This is a genomic window from Anaerosalibacter sp. Marseille-P3206, assembly GCF_900155565.1.
GTDB lineage: Bacteria > Bacillota > Clostridia > Tissierellales > Sporanaerobacteraceae > FUHM01.
The window spans coordinates 1,406,712-1,422,950 of sequence record NZ_FUHM01000002.1; the positions used below are offsets into that span (position 1 = coordinate 1,406,712).

The window sequence follows — 16,239 nt, forward strand, 5'->3', positions numbered from 1 at the left end:
AGATGGCACAAAGAAGATATAAACCAAGAAAAAGAGTTTGTACATTTTGCGCAGACAAAGCAGAAGATATAGATTACAAAGATATAAACAAACTTAAAAAATATATAACTGAAAGAGGTAAAATATTACCTAGAAGAATTACAGGAAACTGTGCAAGACATCAAAGACAACTTACAAGAGCTATTAAGAGAGCTAGACAAGTTGCTTTATTACCATATAGTGCAGACTAATCTAAAGAGAGGAAGAACTCCTCTCTTTTTTATACATATATTATTAATGCATTCTATTTTGTGAATTTGTTTCCGTTTGACATCCTATGGATTAGCTTGTATTATTTTAATATAACTAGTTGTTTTTAGTTTAGCTTTTTAGAGAATATATAAAGGGCGTGGGAATATGAAGGAAGAGAAAGATATAAATGTCATAAAGGATTTAAAAATTGTTGAGTGGTTAAAGTGTGAATTACTTTCAGCTGTAGCTCATCTTTTTGAAGTTCTGACAAAGGGGATTAATAGCGGTAGAGAAGAGTTATTGGATATTTTATCAAATATTATCCTCGTTTCTTATCTATTAGGGAAACGTTTAGGTTTTAATTATGAAGCTATTGATCATAAAATTGAAGATCAGATTAAGCTTTCCCTAGCTGAAGAACATACAATAGAAAAATGGTATGGAGATTTAGGTGAGCTTAAGGAACACTTAAACACAAATAATAGACAGGAGTGAAGGTTTTGAATTTAAAAAATAAAAAGACCAAGGCTTTTTTAGAATCTCTATTGATTATAGCATTGGGAACATTATTTATGCTATTAGGGATTAACTATATTCCTATAATTGATATATTATACCCTGCTTTTTTTGTAATATTAGGGGTTAGAAATGGTATAAAATATAATATAGCAAGCATTATTATATCTGCTCTTTTAGTAGGATGTTTTGTGGATAATTATACATGTATTCATATATTGATTTCTTATGTACCATTTAGTATTGTTTTGAACTATATGATCAATAAAAGAAAGAAAATGGAAGAGACAATTATAGTTACAACTATTACATTTTTAGTTTCTTATGTGTTGTCATTAACACTATTAAGTAAAATAGCAGGGGTAAAGTTCATAAATGAACTAGAACAAGCTTTACAATTTGTTTTAAAAGGACAACTTGATATGCTTAAGGAAATGGGCCTTTCTTCTTCTCAAATGTATGAGACAAAAGGGCTTTTGGAAAGCATGTATGAATATGTTGTTCTAATAGTACCTTCAATGATTATCATATTTTCAGCTATTGCTGCATATCTTAATTCACTGATATCTATTTTAGTCCTTAGAAAATTAGGATATGGAATAGCTTATGTACCAAGGATTTCAAATTTTAAATTGCCAAACAATATTATTCCTGGTGTGATTTTGATTTATATTGGTGTTTTTCTTTTGAAGTATTTGAAGATATTTTATTATGAAACTATACTAATTAATGTAAGTGTATTAATATCTTTCGTACTATTTTTACAAGGATTATCTGTTATAGTATTCTTTTTAAATAGAAGTAGATTGCATCCAGCCATAAGAGTTATATTTGTAATCCTCTTGATTATTAGTATACCATTGAGTGCTATTATATCTATAGTGGGCTTTTTGGATATAATATTTAATTTTAGAGGAATTAAAAAGGGAATATAATCCCTTAGGAGGATTTCTATGAATAATAAAAAATATTTTGAATTTATCACTCCAGATACAAAAATACATCTGATTATAATTGGTGTTTTGGTGTTTATATTGGCTTTTTATCAACCTTTTATGGCTTTGATTGGAGCTATATTGTTGGTGTATTTAATATATTATTATTGGAAAAATGTTCACATCAAGAAGGAAGAGTGGGTAAAGTATATTGAAAGTCTTGGTGAGGATTTTGAATCTGCAACGAAACATGCTATATTCAATATGCCAATTCCTCTTACTATGGTAGATTTAGATGGGAGTATCACTTGGTATAATACAAAGTTTTTGGATATGATGGAAGATAGGGATATACTTGATAAGAAGTTGGAGGATTTGGTTCCTGGATTTAAGGCAGAGAGTTTGCTTAAGGACGAAAAAACTCCTATTGAAATAAAATTTAAAAATAACTACTACAAAGTGTATTATAATATAGTTGATACTAAAAAAACTGTTACCTCTAGTGAGGCAATTGGAATGTTATACTGGATTGATAATACTAGTTTTTCACTTCTTAAGGAAATGTACAATAATGAAAAGCTCATTGTGTGTGTGGCTCAAGTAGATAATTATGATGAGGTAAAGAATAATACGGAAGAAATTAATAGACCTATTGTACTTGCTGAAATAGATAAGAGAATCAACAGATTTGTTTCAGAGATAGAGGGTTTTGTTAGAAAATATGAAAATGATAAGTATGTGATTATATTTGAAAATAAATATTTATATGAATTGGAAAAGAAAAAGTTTGATATTTTAGATAGTATTAGGGAGATAAATTTAGGAAATAAGATTCCTATTACTTTGAGTATGGGTGTGGGAGTCAATGGAAAGAATCCAAGTCAATCTTATGAGTATGCAAGGGCTAGTATTGATATTGCCTTGGGTAGAGGTGGAGATCAAGCTGTTGTAAAGAAGATTGATAAATTGAATTTTTATGGTGGAAAGACTAAGGCTGTGGAAAAGAGAAATAAGGTAAAGTCTAGGGTTATATCTCATGCATTAAGACAACTTATAGATCAATCTGAAACTGTTTTTATTATGGGTCACAAAAATGGAGATATGGATTCCTTTGGGGCAAGTATTGGAATACTCAGTGCTGTGAAGGGTAGGAATAAAAATGGTTATATAGTTCTTAGAGGACCAAACCCTTCTATCAAAAATTTGTGTGATAGAGTGAAAAAGGAACAGCCTGAGATGCTTGATAGTATTATAACACCAGAGGAGGCTGTGAATATGGCTGATAAGTCTTCTCTATTAGTGGTAGTGGATAATCACAAGCCTAGTTTCACAGAGGCACCAGAACTTTTGAATATAACTGATAAGATAGTCTTAATAGATCATCATAGAAGAGGTGCTGAATTTATTGAAGAACCTATTTTAACATATTTAGAACCCTACGCTTCTTCTACTTGTGAACTGGTTACAGAGATACTTTCTTATATGACAGATAAGATAGATTTGACAAAATTGGAAGCTGAGGCACTTTTGGCGGGTATTAGTGTTGATACTAAAAACTTTACATTCCAAACAGGAGTTAGGACTTTTGAAGCGGCTTCTATACTTAAGAGAGCTGGAGCAGATACTACTCAAGTTAGACAATTGTTTAGGGATGATTATAAGACATTTATATTGAAGGCGGAAGTGGTTAAGGCTGCACGTATTGTTTATGGAAAAGTTGCCATATCAAAGTTTGCTGAGGATATGGAAGATTCTATTCTTATAGCTGCTCAAGCAGCAAATGAACTTTTGACTATCAATGAGGTTTATGCCTCCTTTGTGTTGACTCAATCGGGAGATAAGGTTCATATAAGTGGTAGGTCTTTAGGGGATATAAGCGTTCAACTGATACTTGAAAAATTAGGTGGAGGTGGACATTTAACAAGTGCTGGTACACAACTAGAAAATGTAACTATAGATGAAGCTGAAGAACTTCTTGAAAAAGCAATTGATGAATATTTAAGGGAAGGTGAGGAAAAGTGAAAGTAATATTACTACAAGATGTTAAAGGATTAGGAAAAAAAGGTGATTTAGTTAATGCAAAGGATGGTTATGCTAGAAACTTTTTATTGCCAAAAGAATTAGCAACTGAGGCAACTGAAGGAAATGTAAAGGTGTTGAAAGAACAAAAGAAATCTGAGGCAATTAAGAAGGAAGCAGAACGTGAAAATGCAATGAAGTTAAAAGAAAAAATTGAAGGACTTACTGTTAATATGGTAGGAAAAGCTGGAGAAGGTGGAAGATTATTTGGTTCTATAACTTCTAAAGATATAGCTGAGGCACTTTCAAAGCAACACAAAATAAAGATTGACAAGAAAAAGATAGTAATGGATGACAATATAAAGAATTTAGGGACAACCATTGTAGATGTAAAAGTTTATTCAGGTATTACTGCGAAACTTAAAGTAAAAGTTGTTGAATAAAATTAGCGAGGTGATTTAAAATAGAATCTCAAATTGCAATAGGAAGAATCCCTCCTCATAGCCTAGAAGCTGAACAATCAGTATTAGGCGCTATGATTATAGACAAGGAAGCTATAAATACAGCTGTGGAATCTATAAGGCCATCGGATTTTTATAAGGAGGCCAATAAGGAAATATTTGAAACTATTGTTGAATTGTACAATAGGAATGAACCAGTAGATTTGATTACTTTATCTGAGGAGTTAAAGAAAAGAGGAACTCTAGAAAATATTGGTGGAGTTACTTATTTGGCGAGTCTTTCTGGTAGTGTAGCTACAACTGCAAATATAAAATATTATTGTGATATAGTTGAAGAAAAGTCTATTTTAAGGCGCCTCATAAAATCTTGTGATGAAATAATGGCCAAAAGTTTTGAAGACAGCGAAGAGGTAAATAGTATTATAGAGAGTGCTGAAAAGAATATATTTGATATTACTCAAGGCAGAAACAGAGAGGGCTTTTTTCCAATAAGGGAAGTATTGTTAGATAGTTTTTCTAAAATTGAACAGATGGCTATGAAAGAAGATGGCCTAACTGGATTGACTTCTGGGTTTATAGATATTGACAACAAACTTTCAGGTTTGCAAAAAAGTGATTTGATACTTTTGGCAGCTAGACCGTCTATGGGAAAAACAGCTTTAGGGTTAAATATTGCTCTTAATAGTGCATTGAAGGGAAATGCAAAGGTTGGAGTGTTTTCTCTGGAGATGAGTAAGGAGCAATTGGTGCAAAGGTTGTTAAGTTCTATTTCTCATGTAGATTTACAAAAGATAATAAGTGGTAAATTAAATGAAGATGATTGGTTGAAAATAGTTAAGGCTATGGGACCTCTTTCAGAGACTGATATCTATATAGATGATACTGCAGGGATATCTCTTATGGAGATGAAGGCTAAGTGTAGGAAGCTTAAGATTGAAAAGGGATTGGATTTAATAGTTATTGACTATTTGCAACTTATGCAATCAGATTCTCCTTCTGAAAGTAGGCAACAGGAGATATCTTCTATTTCTAGAGGATTGAAGGCTTTGGCAAAGGAGATGGATTGTCCTGTACTTGCACTATCCCAGCTTTCTCGTGCTCCTGAGTTGAGATCTGATCATAGACCTATACTTTCTGACTTAAGGGAGTCTGGAGCTATAGAGCAAGATGCCGATGTGGTAATGTTTTTGTATAGAGATGAATATTATAATCAGGATACGGACAAAAAGAATATAGGAGAAGTAATAATTGCAAAACACAGAAATGGACCAACAGGTACGGTTGAGTTGTTGTGGATGGGACAATTCACCAAGTTTGTGAACTTAGAAAGGTTTCGAGAATAGCACTAGGACTTAAATATACTTCGAGGATTTCCTCGAAGTATTATTTTCAATACACATGAATGGATGTGGGGATATGGGAGAAGTTCTGTTATTGGGAGATAAGGTGACTATAAGAGATTTTTCTCTAAAAGATGCATTTAGTATGAGAAGTTGGGGAAAACACGAAAATCCTTTATTTGAAGACTATAATTTTCCTTATCATGATGGAGAGGATATTAAGGAGTGGTTTTCATCTAAGACATTTGGTTTAAGTAAAAAATATTTTTCTGTTTATAATGAGCAAAATATTTTTGTAGGGTATTTGGGTATGAAACAAATAAGGCGTTTAAAAAAAGAATCTACACTGGGGATAGTATTCGATCCTAATTATATGAATATGGGATATGGTACTGAAGCTTTGAATTTATTTCTTGATTATTATTTTAGGGATTTGAATATGAAGATTATGTATCTTGAAGTGGCAGAGTTCAATAAGAGAGCTAGAAGATGCTATGAAAAATGTGGTTTTGTAGAGTTTAAAAAGTATCTTGATAGGTATTTTGATGATTTTATAGATTTTGACAATCCGTATGTTAAAGAGGCAATGAATTGTTTTGTAATAAAACATGAGAAGATATATAATTATATTTACAAGATGAAAATAGATAAAAAAACATATTTTAAACTCCATCAAAATGTTTAAATAGACAAAGGTGAGAAGTAACGAAGGTGGTGAATACATTGAGCTTTAAACTTGAAACTACAGATATTGACTTGGGAGATACTCCTATTGAAAATATATTTATAAACGATTTTATGCCTATGGCTGATGGTACTTATGTAAAAGTGTATCTATTAGGTTTCAAATATGCACATGACAAAGATTCTGATATAGAGGTAGACAATGAGACAATAGCCAAACATTTAGATATTCCGCTATCGGATGTACTTCGAGCATGGGATTTTTGGAAGGACAAAGGCATTATTGAAAAATTACCTAAGAGTGATGGAAATAAATATGACTATGAGGTTAAGTTTTTAAATCTTAAACAATTGTATATAAAAAACAACTACAAGCCTATAACTGCTGTTAGTAATGTAGAACAACATTCTAGTGGATATGTATGTAGTGAGGAAGATTTGATAGAGGCAAATGATATTGTTCCTATCAATAAGATGTTTAATTCAATTGATTATATAATGAGAAGGCAACTGGTTCCCAATGAGAAGAAAAAGGTGTTGGAGTGGATATATAATTACAATATGAACCCTGATATGGTTGTTAAGGCCTTTTTCTATGCTATAGAAAAGAAGGGTATTAAAAATGTAAATTATGTGGAAGGCATTATAAGGAATTGGTATGATGATGGCATAACAAATGTGGAAGCATTGCAGCAGAAGTTTAAGAAGACAGATGAGAGGTACTATAGATACGATAGGATAATGAAATATCTAGGATTGGGGAATAGATTGCCAACGGAAAGTGAGATGAATGTAATAGATAAGTGGTTTGAATCCTATAAGTTTTCTTTGGAATTGGTTCTTAAGGCTTGTGAAAACTCCAAGAAGACTTCAAACCCTAGTATTAATTATATAGATGGGATTCTCACATCTTGGCATGGTAAGGGAATAAGTACTGTTGACGAGATAGAAGAAAAGGATAAGCCTTTAAAGAATGAACAATATAAGGACAAGAAGACATATCAGAGAACTACTGGAAAAGCAGCAAAGACAAGATTTCATAATTTTGAACAGAGGACATCTAAATATACTTCAGATGAGTTGGAAGAGATAGCAAGGAAGAAGAGGGAAGAATATTATTTTAAGTCTAAAGGAGAGTAGCCTATGAATGGGGAAGTTTTAAATGAGATACTTTATGAATATGAAAAGAAAAGAGATAGAGCATTGTATAGTCAAAGGCTTAGACAAAAAAAGGTGTATTTAAAAGTTCCTGAAATACGAGAATTAGATAATGAAATATCTAATACCGGATTTTTGATTTCAAAGGCTATTTTGGAAAACCCAGATTGCTATGAAGAGAAGGTAAAAGAGATAAAAGACAAAATGGAAAAGCTTAAGATGAAAAAAGCTGTTTTACTTACTGAAAACAATATACCTTTAGAGTATTTAGATGTAGTATATGAATGTGATAATTGCAAGGATACAGGATTTCTTGAAAGTGGTGAAAAATGTCCTTGTTTGAAACAGGCATTGATAAGTAGGGCTTATAAGATGTCAAATATTGAAGAAGCTATTAAAGTTGAAAATTTTCAAACTTTTGATATAAATATATTTCCTGATACTCCTTTTGAAGGAGAGAAACTTACTCCAAGGGAGAATATGGTAAATGTTGTAGCTATTGCCGAAGGTTTTGTAAACAATTTCCATGAGAAAAATGGAGAAAATTTATTGTTTTATGGAAGCACAGGATTGGGAAAGACTTTTTTGTGCAATTGTATAGCTAAGGGACTTATAGATAAGAACAAGATGGTTATATATCAAACAGCTTTTAAGATATTAGAGATAATAGAAAGTCACAGATTTAGAAGAAATGAAAGGCTTTTTGATGATATGGACTATGAGATACTGTTTACTTCTGATTTACTTATTATAGATGATTTGGGTACTGAAGTGGCCAATACTTTTACTAATGCTGAGATATTCAATATTGTAAATACTAGGCTTATAAATGGAAGTAAGACTATTATTTCTACAAATTTGACACCCAAGGAGATATCTGATACCTATACGGATAGGGTATTTTCAAGGGTCTTGGAGAAGTTTATACCTCTTAAGTTTTATGGACCAGATTTGAGATGGGAAAGATAATAAATGGGAGAGATGTTTATGGATTCAAATGAGAGAAGAGAAGAGATACTAAATATTCTTTGCAATGGGGAAGGGCCAGTTAAGGGAACTGAATTGGCTGAAGAACTAGGAGTTTCTAGACAGGTTATAGTTCAAGATATCGCTATACTAAGAGCTGGTGGAGAAAAGATAATCGCTACACCTCAAGGATATATTATGTTGAAAAGTGGAGAAGGAAAGTTAATTAAAAGTATAGTTTGCAAACATTCTGGTTATGATGAAATTGAAGATGAATTAAATACCATAGTGGATATGGGAGGCAAAGCATTAGATGTAATAGTTGAGCATCCACTATATGGAGAGATAAAGAGTCCCCTTATGATTAGCTCTAGATTGGATGTATCTGATTTTATGAAAAATTTAATCAAGACCAAAGCTGAGCCATTGTCATCCCTTACAGATGGTGTTCATATTCATACCATTGAGGTAGAAGATGAAAGAACTTTTGAAAAAATTGTAAATGCTTTAAAAGAAAAAAAGTACTTGATTACTGATAAATAAAGTGATATATTTTTGTATGTACAGGTGACAAGACAGAAGTAATTACAATTAAGGGGTGTTTAAAGTGGAAAACAAAGAAACAAAGGGTAATAAAGTAAAGGAGTACTTTATAAAGGTTTTTAATGGAATGGCTTTAGGACTTTTTTCTTCACTTATTATTGGACTTATTATCAAACAATTAGGTACACTTTTCAAATTAGATATTGTGATTAATTTTGGGCAGATTGCACAATATCTTATGGGACCAGCTATAGGTGCGGGTATTGCTTATAGTATAGGCGCTTCTCCATTGGGGATATTTGCTTCAATAGTGACAGGTGCTATAGGAGCAGGGACTATTTCTTTCGATGGAGGAAATACTATTATCAAAGTGGGAGAGCCTGTGGGAGCTCTTGTTGCTTCTCTACTAGGTGCTGAGTTTTCAAAATTGATTCAAGGAAAGACAAAGGTGGATATAGTATTGGTTCCTCTTGGGACTATAATAGTAGGTGGACTTGTGGGGAATTATATTGCTCCTATAGTAAGTGGACTGATGACATTGATAGGAAGTGTTATAAATTTGGCTACAGAGTTACAGCCTATTCCTATGGGGATAATAGTATCTGTACTTATGGGTATAATACTTACACTTCCAATTAGTAGTGCAGCATTGGCTATATCCCTAGGACTTAGTGGGTTAGCTGCTGGTGCAGGAGTTGTAGGATGTTCAGCTCATATGATAGGTTTTGCTGTTGCATCTTATAGAGAAAATGGATTTGGTGGATTTATAGCTCAAGGTATAGGTACTTCTATGTTACAGATTCCAAATACCATTAGAAATCCAAGGATATGGATTCCACCTGTTGTTGCTTCTGCTATTCTTGGGCCAATTTCTACTACCATATTTAAAATGGAAGGAAATAAAATTGGTGCAGGTATGGGAACTAGTGGACTTGTAGGACAATTTGCAACTATAGATGTAATGGGCTCTAGTCCTAAGGTTTTCTTATCTATTTTACTTTTACATTTTATTTTGCCAGGACTTATTTCCTTTGTAGTATCTGAATGGATGAGGAAAAAGGGCTATATTAAAGAAGGAGATATGAAAATTTAGCCTTGCAAATTATTTACATCTATGTTATAATATCAAAAAACTAATATTTGCTATGATGGGAATTAGTAAATAGTTTAATTCTCTTTAGAGAGCCAATGGTTGGTGAAAATTGGTGAGAAGGACTATTGAATCCACCCCAGAGCAATAGTATCACGAGTGAGCTTAATAGCTAACTAGGGTGGCAACGCGGGAATATACTCTCGTCCCTATTTTTATAGGGATTGAGAGTTTTTTTATTACAGAGAATAAAGAGGAGTGATTTGAATGTTAGATATAAAGACGATCAGAAAAAACCCAGAATTAGTGAAAGCTGGATTAGCTAAAAGACATGGAGATTTTGGTATTGATGATGTTATTGAACTTGATGAAAAGAGAAGAAATATACTTGTAAAAGTTGAAGAGATGAAGGCAAAACAAAATCAAGTTTCAAAAGAAATTCCTAAGATGAAGAAAGAGGGAAAAGATGCATCCCAATTACTTAATGAAATGAAAGAATTGTCTGCTAAGGTAAAGGAATTAGATGGAGAAGTTAAGGAAATAGATGTTAAACTTCATGACATTCTTTTGAGGATACCAAATATTCCAAATGAAAATGTACCAATGGGAAAAACTGATGAGGAAAATGTGGAAATAAGAAAATGGGGAGAACCTACAAAGTTTGATTTTGAACCAAAAGCTCATTGGGATTTGGGTGTAGATTTAGATATTTTCGATTTTGAAAGGGCTTCAAAGATAACTGGTGCTAGGTTTACAGTATTTAAAAACAAAGGTGCACTACTAGAAAGAGCGATTATAAACTTCATGTTAGATCTTCATACAGTTGATCAAGATTATACAGAAATTGCTCCACCTTTTATGGTAAATAGAGATAGTATGACTGGCACAGGACAATTGCCAAAGTTTGAAGAAGATGCGTTTTCATTGCCTAGCAAGGACTATTTCTTAGTGCCTACAGCAGAAGTACCTGTTACAAATCTTCATAGAGATGAAATATTAACAGAGGAAATGCTTCCAATTTACTATACAGCATATACTCCATGTTTTAGACAAGAAGCTGGATCTGCAGGAAGAGACACAAGAGGTCTTATAAGAAATCACCAATTTGACAAGGTTGAGTTAGTTAAATTTGTAAAACCTGAAGGTTCTTATGATGAACTCAACAAACTTACAAATGATGCAGAAGAAGTACTAAAACTATTGGGATTACCTTATAGAGTAGTAAGGCTTTGTACAGGAGATTTAGGATTTTCATCTGCTATGACTTATGATATTGAAGTTTGGATGCCAAGCTACAATAGATATGTAGAGATATCCTCTTGCAGTAATTTTGAAGATTTCCAAGCTAGAAGGGCAAATATTAGATTTAGAAGAAGTGATAATGGAAAACTTGACTATGTTCATACATTAAATGGTTCTGGTTTAGCTGTTGGAAGAACAAGTGCAGCTATAATTGAGAACTACCAACAAGAAGATGGCTCTATACTTGTACCAGAAGCACTTAGACCTTATATGAGAGGATTAGAAGTAATTAGATAAATATTTGAAAGCCAGCCTATAGGTTGGCTTTTTTTAGAGGTATTTTTCATTTTTTGTAGAATAAGTTTTAATAAGGATTAAAATAAGGTGACATGTTGCCTAGGGGGGATTGAAGTGTTTAAAAAGAGAAATATTAAGGGATTAATATTATTTGTCATCATTGCATTGACATTGGTAGGCTGTAATTTAAAGCCTACAGAGACTCAATATCCAACACTAATTACTGAGGATTACAACAGTATTTCACTTGATGAGATCAATCATTATAATATTGAAGTAGAACTAAATCCGGAAGACAAGACCTATGAGGGGATAGAGACTATTAAGTATATAAACAATACTGGCGTTGATTTATCTGATATATATATTCATATTTATCCTAATGCATTTAGGCGAAAACAAACTGCTCCATATTTATATAATTATTTTCAAGGGGCTTATCCAAATGGATTTGAACCTGGATTTTTAAATATTGATGTAGCAAAAGTTAAAAATAAGAATGTAGAGTTTGCCACAGAGGGAAAGGGTAGCACTATTTTACATTTAAAACTTGATTCTCCACTTAAAAGTGGTGAAAATACAAAGATATATCTAGAATATACAGCGAAACTTCCTCCTGCGGAAGATAGATTTGGGTATGGGGATAAGACTTTTAATTTTGGGAATTGGTATCCTATTGTATGTGTTTATGATGAAGATGGGTGGAATACTGACCCCTATTATAGGCTTGGAGATCCATTCTATAGTGATATCAGTAATTATGATGTAAAGATTACAACTCCAAAAGATATGATTGTTGCTTCTAGTGGAAATATTATCAATGAAAAAACAAAAGGCAAAAAAAAGATTTGGGAGATAGAAGGGAAGTTAATAAGGGATTTTGCTTGGGTTGCTAGTAAGGACTTTACAGTTTTAAAGGGAGATGTAGAAGGTACTCAGTTGAAGATGTACTTCTTAGACGCTAGCTCTCAAATAAAGGATTATGCTTTTGATATTGCTAGGGATTCATTGATAACTTTCAATAGGATATTTGGGAAATACCCCTATGGACAATATTCTGTAGTAGCCAATAACTTTTCAGGAGGTATGGAGTATCCAGGGTTGGTGTTTATAGAAGAGGGATCTTATACTGATGAATATAAAGAATATCTAGAGAAAGTCATTGTCCATGAAACAGCTCATCAGTGGTGGTACGGAGTAGTTGGAAATGATGAAATAGATGAGGCTTGGCTAGATGAATCCTTTGCCACATATAGTGAGACAATTTATATGGATGAAATATATGGTGAAGAAAATGGAGAAAATTATTTCAAAAGAAATGTAGAAGATAGCTATGATTATGCAAAAGGTATGTTCAATTTTGAGGAAGTGCCATTAAAACCACTTAGTCAATTTACTGATTGGGGTGATTATGGTTCATTGGCATACAATAGGGGAGCTATGTTTTTAAATGAAATAAAAGATGAATTTGGAAAAGAAGTTCTATATGATATACTTAATAAATATTATAATAAATATAGATTTTCAAATGCAAAAACAGAAGATTTTATAGCTGTTTGTGAGGAAGTAACAGGAACTGATTTTAAGGAGAAGGTAAACACTTGGCTTTATGGGAAAAAATAAAGTGGAGGATTACCTCCACTTTTTTGCAACTATCTTCCACAACCCCATCCGCATCCGCCAAAAAGGATTACAAGGAGTAGAAAGAAGAATAGTAAGCTAGAGTCGTCTCCAAAACCCCAACGATTCATATCTGCCATAATGGTTCCTCCTTATTGTTTTTTTAGGTATTACCTAATACATTATATAAATATGGACGTAAATCTGTTACAATAAAAAAGGTGATGTGTATGACAAAAAAATTGACAAACAAAATAACAAAACAAATAACACTTATTCTCATTTTTATTCTATTATTAAGTTCCATTTCATTTGCAAGCAATGTAGGAATAGAAGGAGAAGTAAGATCATATCTTTTAGGAGATTTCGAAACTGGAAAAATACTTGAAGAGTACAATATAGACAAGCCATTGGAAGTTGCTAGTATTACAAAGCTTATGACCTATCTAGTGGTGATGGATGAAGTATCAAGTGGGCATATTTCACTAAAGGATGCAGTGTATATAGATGAAGAGGTTGCAAATACAGGAGGCTCTAGCTTTAATCTAAGAGAAGGTGAGATATTTCCAGTTGAAACATTACTTGAAAGTTTGTTGATAGTTTCTGCAAATGATTCAGCTGTAGCATTAGCAAAGCATGCTGCAGGAAATACAGCTGATTTTGTGAATATGATGAACGAAAAGGCAAACGAATTAAATTTAAAATGCACTAATTATTTAAATCCAACTGGTTTTCCTGAAGAATATGGCCAAAATATGATGAGTACTAGGGACATATTTGTTCTATCAAGATATATTTTAGAAAACTATCCTGAGATTCTTGATATTACAAGTAAGTCTTGTATGGATATAGAGAACAGGGAATTTTTAAATGAAAACACAAATCCACTTTTGGGGGAGATAAATGGTGTAGATGGACTTAAAACAGGTTTTACAAATAAGGCAGGTAACTGTCTTGTTTCTACTGCCAATATCGTAGGTGGAATAGATGAGGGTGATTTGAGATTTATAAGTATAACTATGGGTGCAAATACTATGGAAAAGAGGAAGGAACTAAGTAAGATACTCTTGGAATATGGTATTTCCAATTATAAAAATGAAAGAATATTTTCTAAAGATGAAGCTATAGATACTTTGTATTTTCCCAAGGGTAGAAAAACGGAGGTAGAAGTATATCCTACTTTAGATGGGTATATGATAGTAAAAGCTGGGGATGATATATACAATGATATTGTATACAATGAAGAAGTAAAACTTCCCCTTAGAGCTGGAGATGAAGTTGGAAGAGTTATATTATATAATGATGATGAAATACTAGATGAATACCCATTAGAAGTAAGGGAAGATGTGAAAAAGGCTAATTTTATCATTATGATAGGAAGATATTTAAAACAATTTATTATATTTATTGGCAGCTTATTTACTAAAAGGTGATTTTCACCTTTGACTTTTATGTTATATTAGTGTAAAATATATATTTGATAAGTAGTGTGCACTCGTAGCTCAGTAGGATAGAGCGGCGCCCTCCTAAGGCGTGTGTCGGGGGTTCGATTCCTCTCGGGTGCACCATTTTATTTAAACAATTAGGTGAAACAAAATGGATGAATATTTCATGAAAATAGCCCTTGAAGAAGCCTATAAAGCTTATAGCACCTTGGAAGTTCCTGTAGGTGCTATTGTTGTTCATAAGGGAAAAATTATTGGAAGAGGTTACAATTTAAGAGAAACTTTAAAGGATCCCACCGCTCATGCTGAGATGATAGCTATAAAAGAAGCCAGTGAATATTTAGGTGGGTGGAGGCTAATTGATTGTACAATGTATGTGACAATAGAGCCATGTCCTATGTGTGCTGGTGCTATAATGAATTCAAGAATTGATAGATTAATCATAGGTGCAAGAGATCATAAGATGGGCTGTTGTGGAACTGTTTTAGATTTGACAAATAACCCTAGTTTTAACCACAAGGTTCAAGTTACCTTTGGTGTACTTGAAGAAGAATGTTCAAGCATTATGAAACAATTTTTTAGTCAATTGAGGAAAAGTAAATAATAATGGAGAGATGTCCGAGAGGTTGAAGGTGGTGGTCTCGAAAACCATTGCACAGTTCATCCTGTGCCGAGGGTTCGAATCCCTCTCTCTCCGCCAAATAAAAAATGTCTTCGTTTTGAAGACATTTTTTTATATTAGCATTCAGAAAGAGTATTTAGTAGTCTATTGTAGTGATTTGCTTCTCTTAAAACATGGTCTGCTAGTAGAGGAAGTATTATAGCTTTTATTTGACAGTTGATTAAGCCATTAACAGCAGAGGTTTTAAATTGGATAATACTCTCTGTAGCCATCTTACTCTTTTCAGTTATCTCATCTATAGGTAAGTTGTTTTCCAATACTTTTTTTGCTTCTTCAGTCAACTTTTCAAAAAGGTCGGCAAAGTCATTGGCAGTATTGAATAGGTTTTTTTCAGTTGGATCAAGAAGTCCTCTTATAAACTCAGAATGTTCTTTCATTATATCATTCCAGAAAACTTCTTTTTGTAGTAATTCATTTTTCAAAACCACTTCATCCCTAGCTTGAAGGGCATTAAGTATATTCAAATATGTTTCAGCTTCTTCAATAACATGTTCTAAAAGATGAGGATATAAGAAAATGAAAATTTGACATTTATCTACATTGTCATGAAGATTCTCTTTCATTTTAATTAATTCGGTTACTAAATTTATTCCTCTGTTATTAAGTTCATAAACCCTATTTTCTAAATCAGGTGAATAGCAAGGTTCTTTTATAGGAACCAAATTCATTTCTAATTTTGTAAGTTCAGTATTTATACATATTCCTGTATAGCTATTAGTTATTTCTTCTGCACTCAATGTATAATTAGTGACAAGTTCATTAGAGTTTATGGCTTTATCATCAACCATACCACCAGATAGGATAATAGTTTCTAATAAATAGTTTTCTAGTATATTTTTAAAATTTTCTACTTCAAGTATAAGGCTACAATTTACTATGGGAAGGGTAGCATCAACAAATATGAGATGTTCCTTCATTATACGAGCAAAAAAAAGGTTTTCCATTATTGACATGTTTATAAATTCTTCTCTAGAAAGCATAAAAATCCCCCTTTGTGTATTACTAATATA

At 32.4% G+C, this 16,239-nt stretch carries 16 protein-coding genes, 2 tRNA genes and 1 other annotated feature; of the genes, 17 read left to right on the forward strand and 1 reads right to left on the reverse strand.

Features of this window, described 5'->3' with window-relative positions; translation table 11 throughout:
- Positions 1-2: 2 nt before the first annotated feature.
- The 17 genes from rpsR to BQ9840_RS08185 all read left to right on the forward strand — a co-directional run bounded on the left by rpsR (position 3) and on the right by BQ9840_RS08185 (position 15,247).
- Positions 3-230 (forward strand): 30S ribosomal protein S18, encoded by a 228-nt coding sequence (gene rpsR, locus BQ9840_RS08105; RefSeq protein WP_077369310.1) that lies wholly within the window; start codon positions 3-5, stop codon positions 228-230.
- A gap of 166 nt (positions 231-396) precedes the next feature.
- Positions 397-726, forward strand: coding sequence for a MazG-like family protein (locus tag BQ9840_RS08110; protein WP_077369311.1), 330 nt, complete (start codon positions 397-399; stop codon positions 724-726).
- A gap of 5 nt (positions 727-731) precedes the next feature.
- Positions 732-1,682, forward strand: a complete 951-nt coding sequence (locus BQ9840_RS08115; protein ID WP_077369312.1) for a YybS family protein — start codon at positions 732-734, stop codon at positions 1,680-1,682.
- Between the two features lie 18 nt (positions 1,683-1,700).
- A complete protein-coding gene (locus tag BQ9840_RS08120; RefSeq protein ID WP_077369313.1) occupies positions 1,701-3,704 on the forward strand; it encodes a DHH family phosphoesterase in 2,004 nt (667 codons plus the stop codon).
- Positions 3,701-4,144, forward strand: a complete 444-nt coding sequence (rplI, locus tag BQ9840_RS08125) for a 50S ribosomal protein L9 (RefSeq protein ID WP_077369314.1) — start codon at positions 3,701-3,703, stop codon at positions 4,142-4,144. The genes BQ9840_RS08120 and rplI overlap by 4 nt, the downstream gene beginning before the upstream one ends.
- 38 nt (positions 4,145-4,182) lie before the next feature.
- Positions 4,183-5,505, forward strand: a complete 1,323-nt coding sequence (gene dnaB, locus BQ9840_RS08130) for a replicative DNA helicase (RefSeq protein WP_077369315.1) — start codon at positions 4,183-4,185, stop codon at positions 5,503-5,505.
- Between the two features lie 73 nt (positions 5,506-5,578).
- Complete coding sequence (locus BQ9840_RS08135) at positions 5,579-6,187, forward strand: GNAT family N-acetyltransferase (protein ID WP_159436121.1); 609 nt, start codon at positions 5,579-5,581, stop codon at positions 6,185-6,187.
- Between the two features lie 38 nt (positions 6,188-6,225).
- Complete coding sequence (locus BQ9840_RS08140) at positions 6,226-7,326, forward strand: DnaD domain protein (protein ID WP_077369317.1); 1,101 nt, start codon at positions 6,226-6,228, stop codon at positions 7,324-7,326.
- Positions 7,327-7,329: 3 nt separating this feature from the next.
- Positions 7,330-8,313 carry an ATP-binding protein gene (locus BQ9840_RS08145; protein WP_077369318.1) on the forward strand — a complete coding sequence of 328 codons (984 nt, stop codon included), beginning with the start codon at positions 7,330-7,332 and terminating at the stop codon, positions 8,311-8,313.
- 18 nt (positions 8,314-8,331) lie between these two features.
- A complete protein-coding gene (locus tag BQ9840_RS08150) occupies positions 8,332-8,853 on the forward strand; it encodes a transcription repressor NadR (RefSeq protein ID WP_077369319.1) in 522 nt (173 codons plus the stop codon).
- A 64-nt stretch (positions 8,854-8,917) separates the two neighbouring features.
- Positions 8,918-9,946 carry a PTS transporter subunit IIC gene (locus BQ9840_RS08155; protein ID WP_077369320.1) on the forward strand — a complete coding sequence of 343 codons (1,029 nt, stop codon included), beginning with the start codon at positions 8,918-8,920 and terminating at the stop codon, positions 9,944-9,946.
- 43 nt (positions 9,947-9,989) lie between these two features.
- Positions 9,990-10,157 (forward strand) — a binding site (T-box leader).
- Between the two features lie 53 nt (positions 10,158-10,210).
- Entirely contained in the window at positions 10,211-11,482 is a 1,272-nt protein-coding gene (serS, locus tag BQ9840_RS08160; protein ID WP_077369321.1) for a serine--tRNA ligase, read from the forward strand.
- Positions 11,483-11,596: 114 nt separating this feature from the next.
- Positions 11,597-13,105, forward strand: a complete 1,509-nt coding sequence (locus BQ9840_RS08165) for a M1 family metallopeptidase (RefSeq protein WP_077369322.1) — start codon at positions 11,597-11,599, stop codon at positions 13,103-13,105.
- 227 nt (positions 13,106-13,332) lie between these two features.
- The gene (locus tag BQ9840_RS08170; protein WP_159436122.1) at positions 13,333-14,535 is read left to right on the forward strand and encodes a D-alanyl-D-alanine carboxypeptidase family protein; all 1,203 of its coding nucleotides are present in this window, start codon (positions 13,333-13,335) and stop codon (positions 14,533-14,535) included.
- Between the two features lie 58 nt (positions 14,536-14,593).
- Positions 14,594-14,670 (forward strand) — tRNA-Arg (locus tag BQ9840_RS08175).
- Between the two features lie 28 nt (positions 14,671-14,698).
- The gene (gene tadA / locus BQ9840_RS08180) at positions 14,699-15,151 is read left to right on the forward strand and encodes a tRNA adenosine(34) deaminase TadA (protein WP_077369324.1); all 453 of its coding nucleotides are present in this window, start codon (positions 14,699-14,701) and stop codon (positions 15,149-15,151) included.
- Between the two features lie 4 nt (positions 15,152-15,155).
- Positions 15,156-15,247: transfer RNA gene (locus BQ9840_RS08185), tRNA-Ser, on the forward strand.
- Between the two features lie 38 nt (positions 15,248-15,285).
- On the opposite strand, the gene BQ9840_RS08190 is transcribed toward BQ9840_RS08185, so the two are convergent.
- On the reverse strand, positions 15,286-16,209 hold the full coding sequence (locus BQ9840_RS08190) for a DUF2935 domain-containing protein (protein WP_077369325.1): 924 nt from the start codon (positions 16,207-16,209) through the stop codon (positions 15,286-15,288).
- Positions 16,210-16,239: the final 30 nt, after the last annotated feature.

What these genes read in the sequence shown, in the direction of transcription:
- rpsR (WP_077369310.1), top strand. Translation starts at nt 3, where the DNA reads ATGGCACAAAGAAGATATAAACCAAGAAAAAGAGTTTGTACATTTTGC.
- BQ9840_RS08110 (WP_077369311.1), top strand. Translation starts at nt 397, where the DNA reads ATGAAGGAAGAGAAAGATATAAATGTCATAAAGGATTTAAAAATTGTT.
- BQ9840_RS08120 (WP_077369313.1), top strand. Translation starts at nt 1,701, where the DNA reads ATGAATAATAAAAAATATTTTGAATTTATCACTCCAGATACAAAAATA.
- BQ9840_RS08135 (WP_159436121.1), top strand. Translation starts at nt 5,579, where the DNA reads ATGGGAGAAGTTCTGTTATTGGGAGATAAGGTGACTATAAGAGATTTT.
- BQ9840_RS08145 (WP_077369318.1), top strand. Translation starts at nt 7,330, where the DNA reads ATGAATGGGGAAGTTTTAAATGAGATACTTTATGAATATGAAAAGAAA.
- BQ9840_RS08150 (WP_077369319.1), top strand. Translation starts at nt 8,332, where the DNA reads ATGGATTCAAATGAGAGAAGAGAAGAGATACTAAATATTCTTTGCAAT.
- serS (WP_077369321.1), top strand. Translation starts at nt 10,211, where the DNA reads ATGTTAGATATAAAGACGATCAGAAAAAACCCAGAATTAGTGAAAGCT.
- BQ9840_RS08170 (WP_159436122.1), top strand. Translation starts at nt 13,333, where the DNA reads ATGACAAAAAAATTGACAAACAAAATAACAAAACAAATAACACTTATT.
- tadA (WP_077369324.1), top strand. Translation starts at nt 14,699, where the DNA reads ATGGATGAATATTTCATGAAAATAGCCCTTGAAGAAGCCTATAAAGCT.
- BQ9840_RS08190 (WP_077369325.1), bottom strand. Translation starts at nt 16,209, where the DNA reads ATGCTTTCTAGAGAAGAATTTATAAACATGTCAATAATGGAAAACCTT.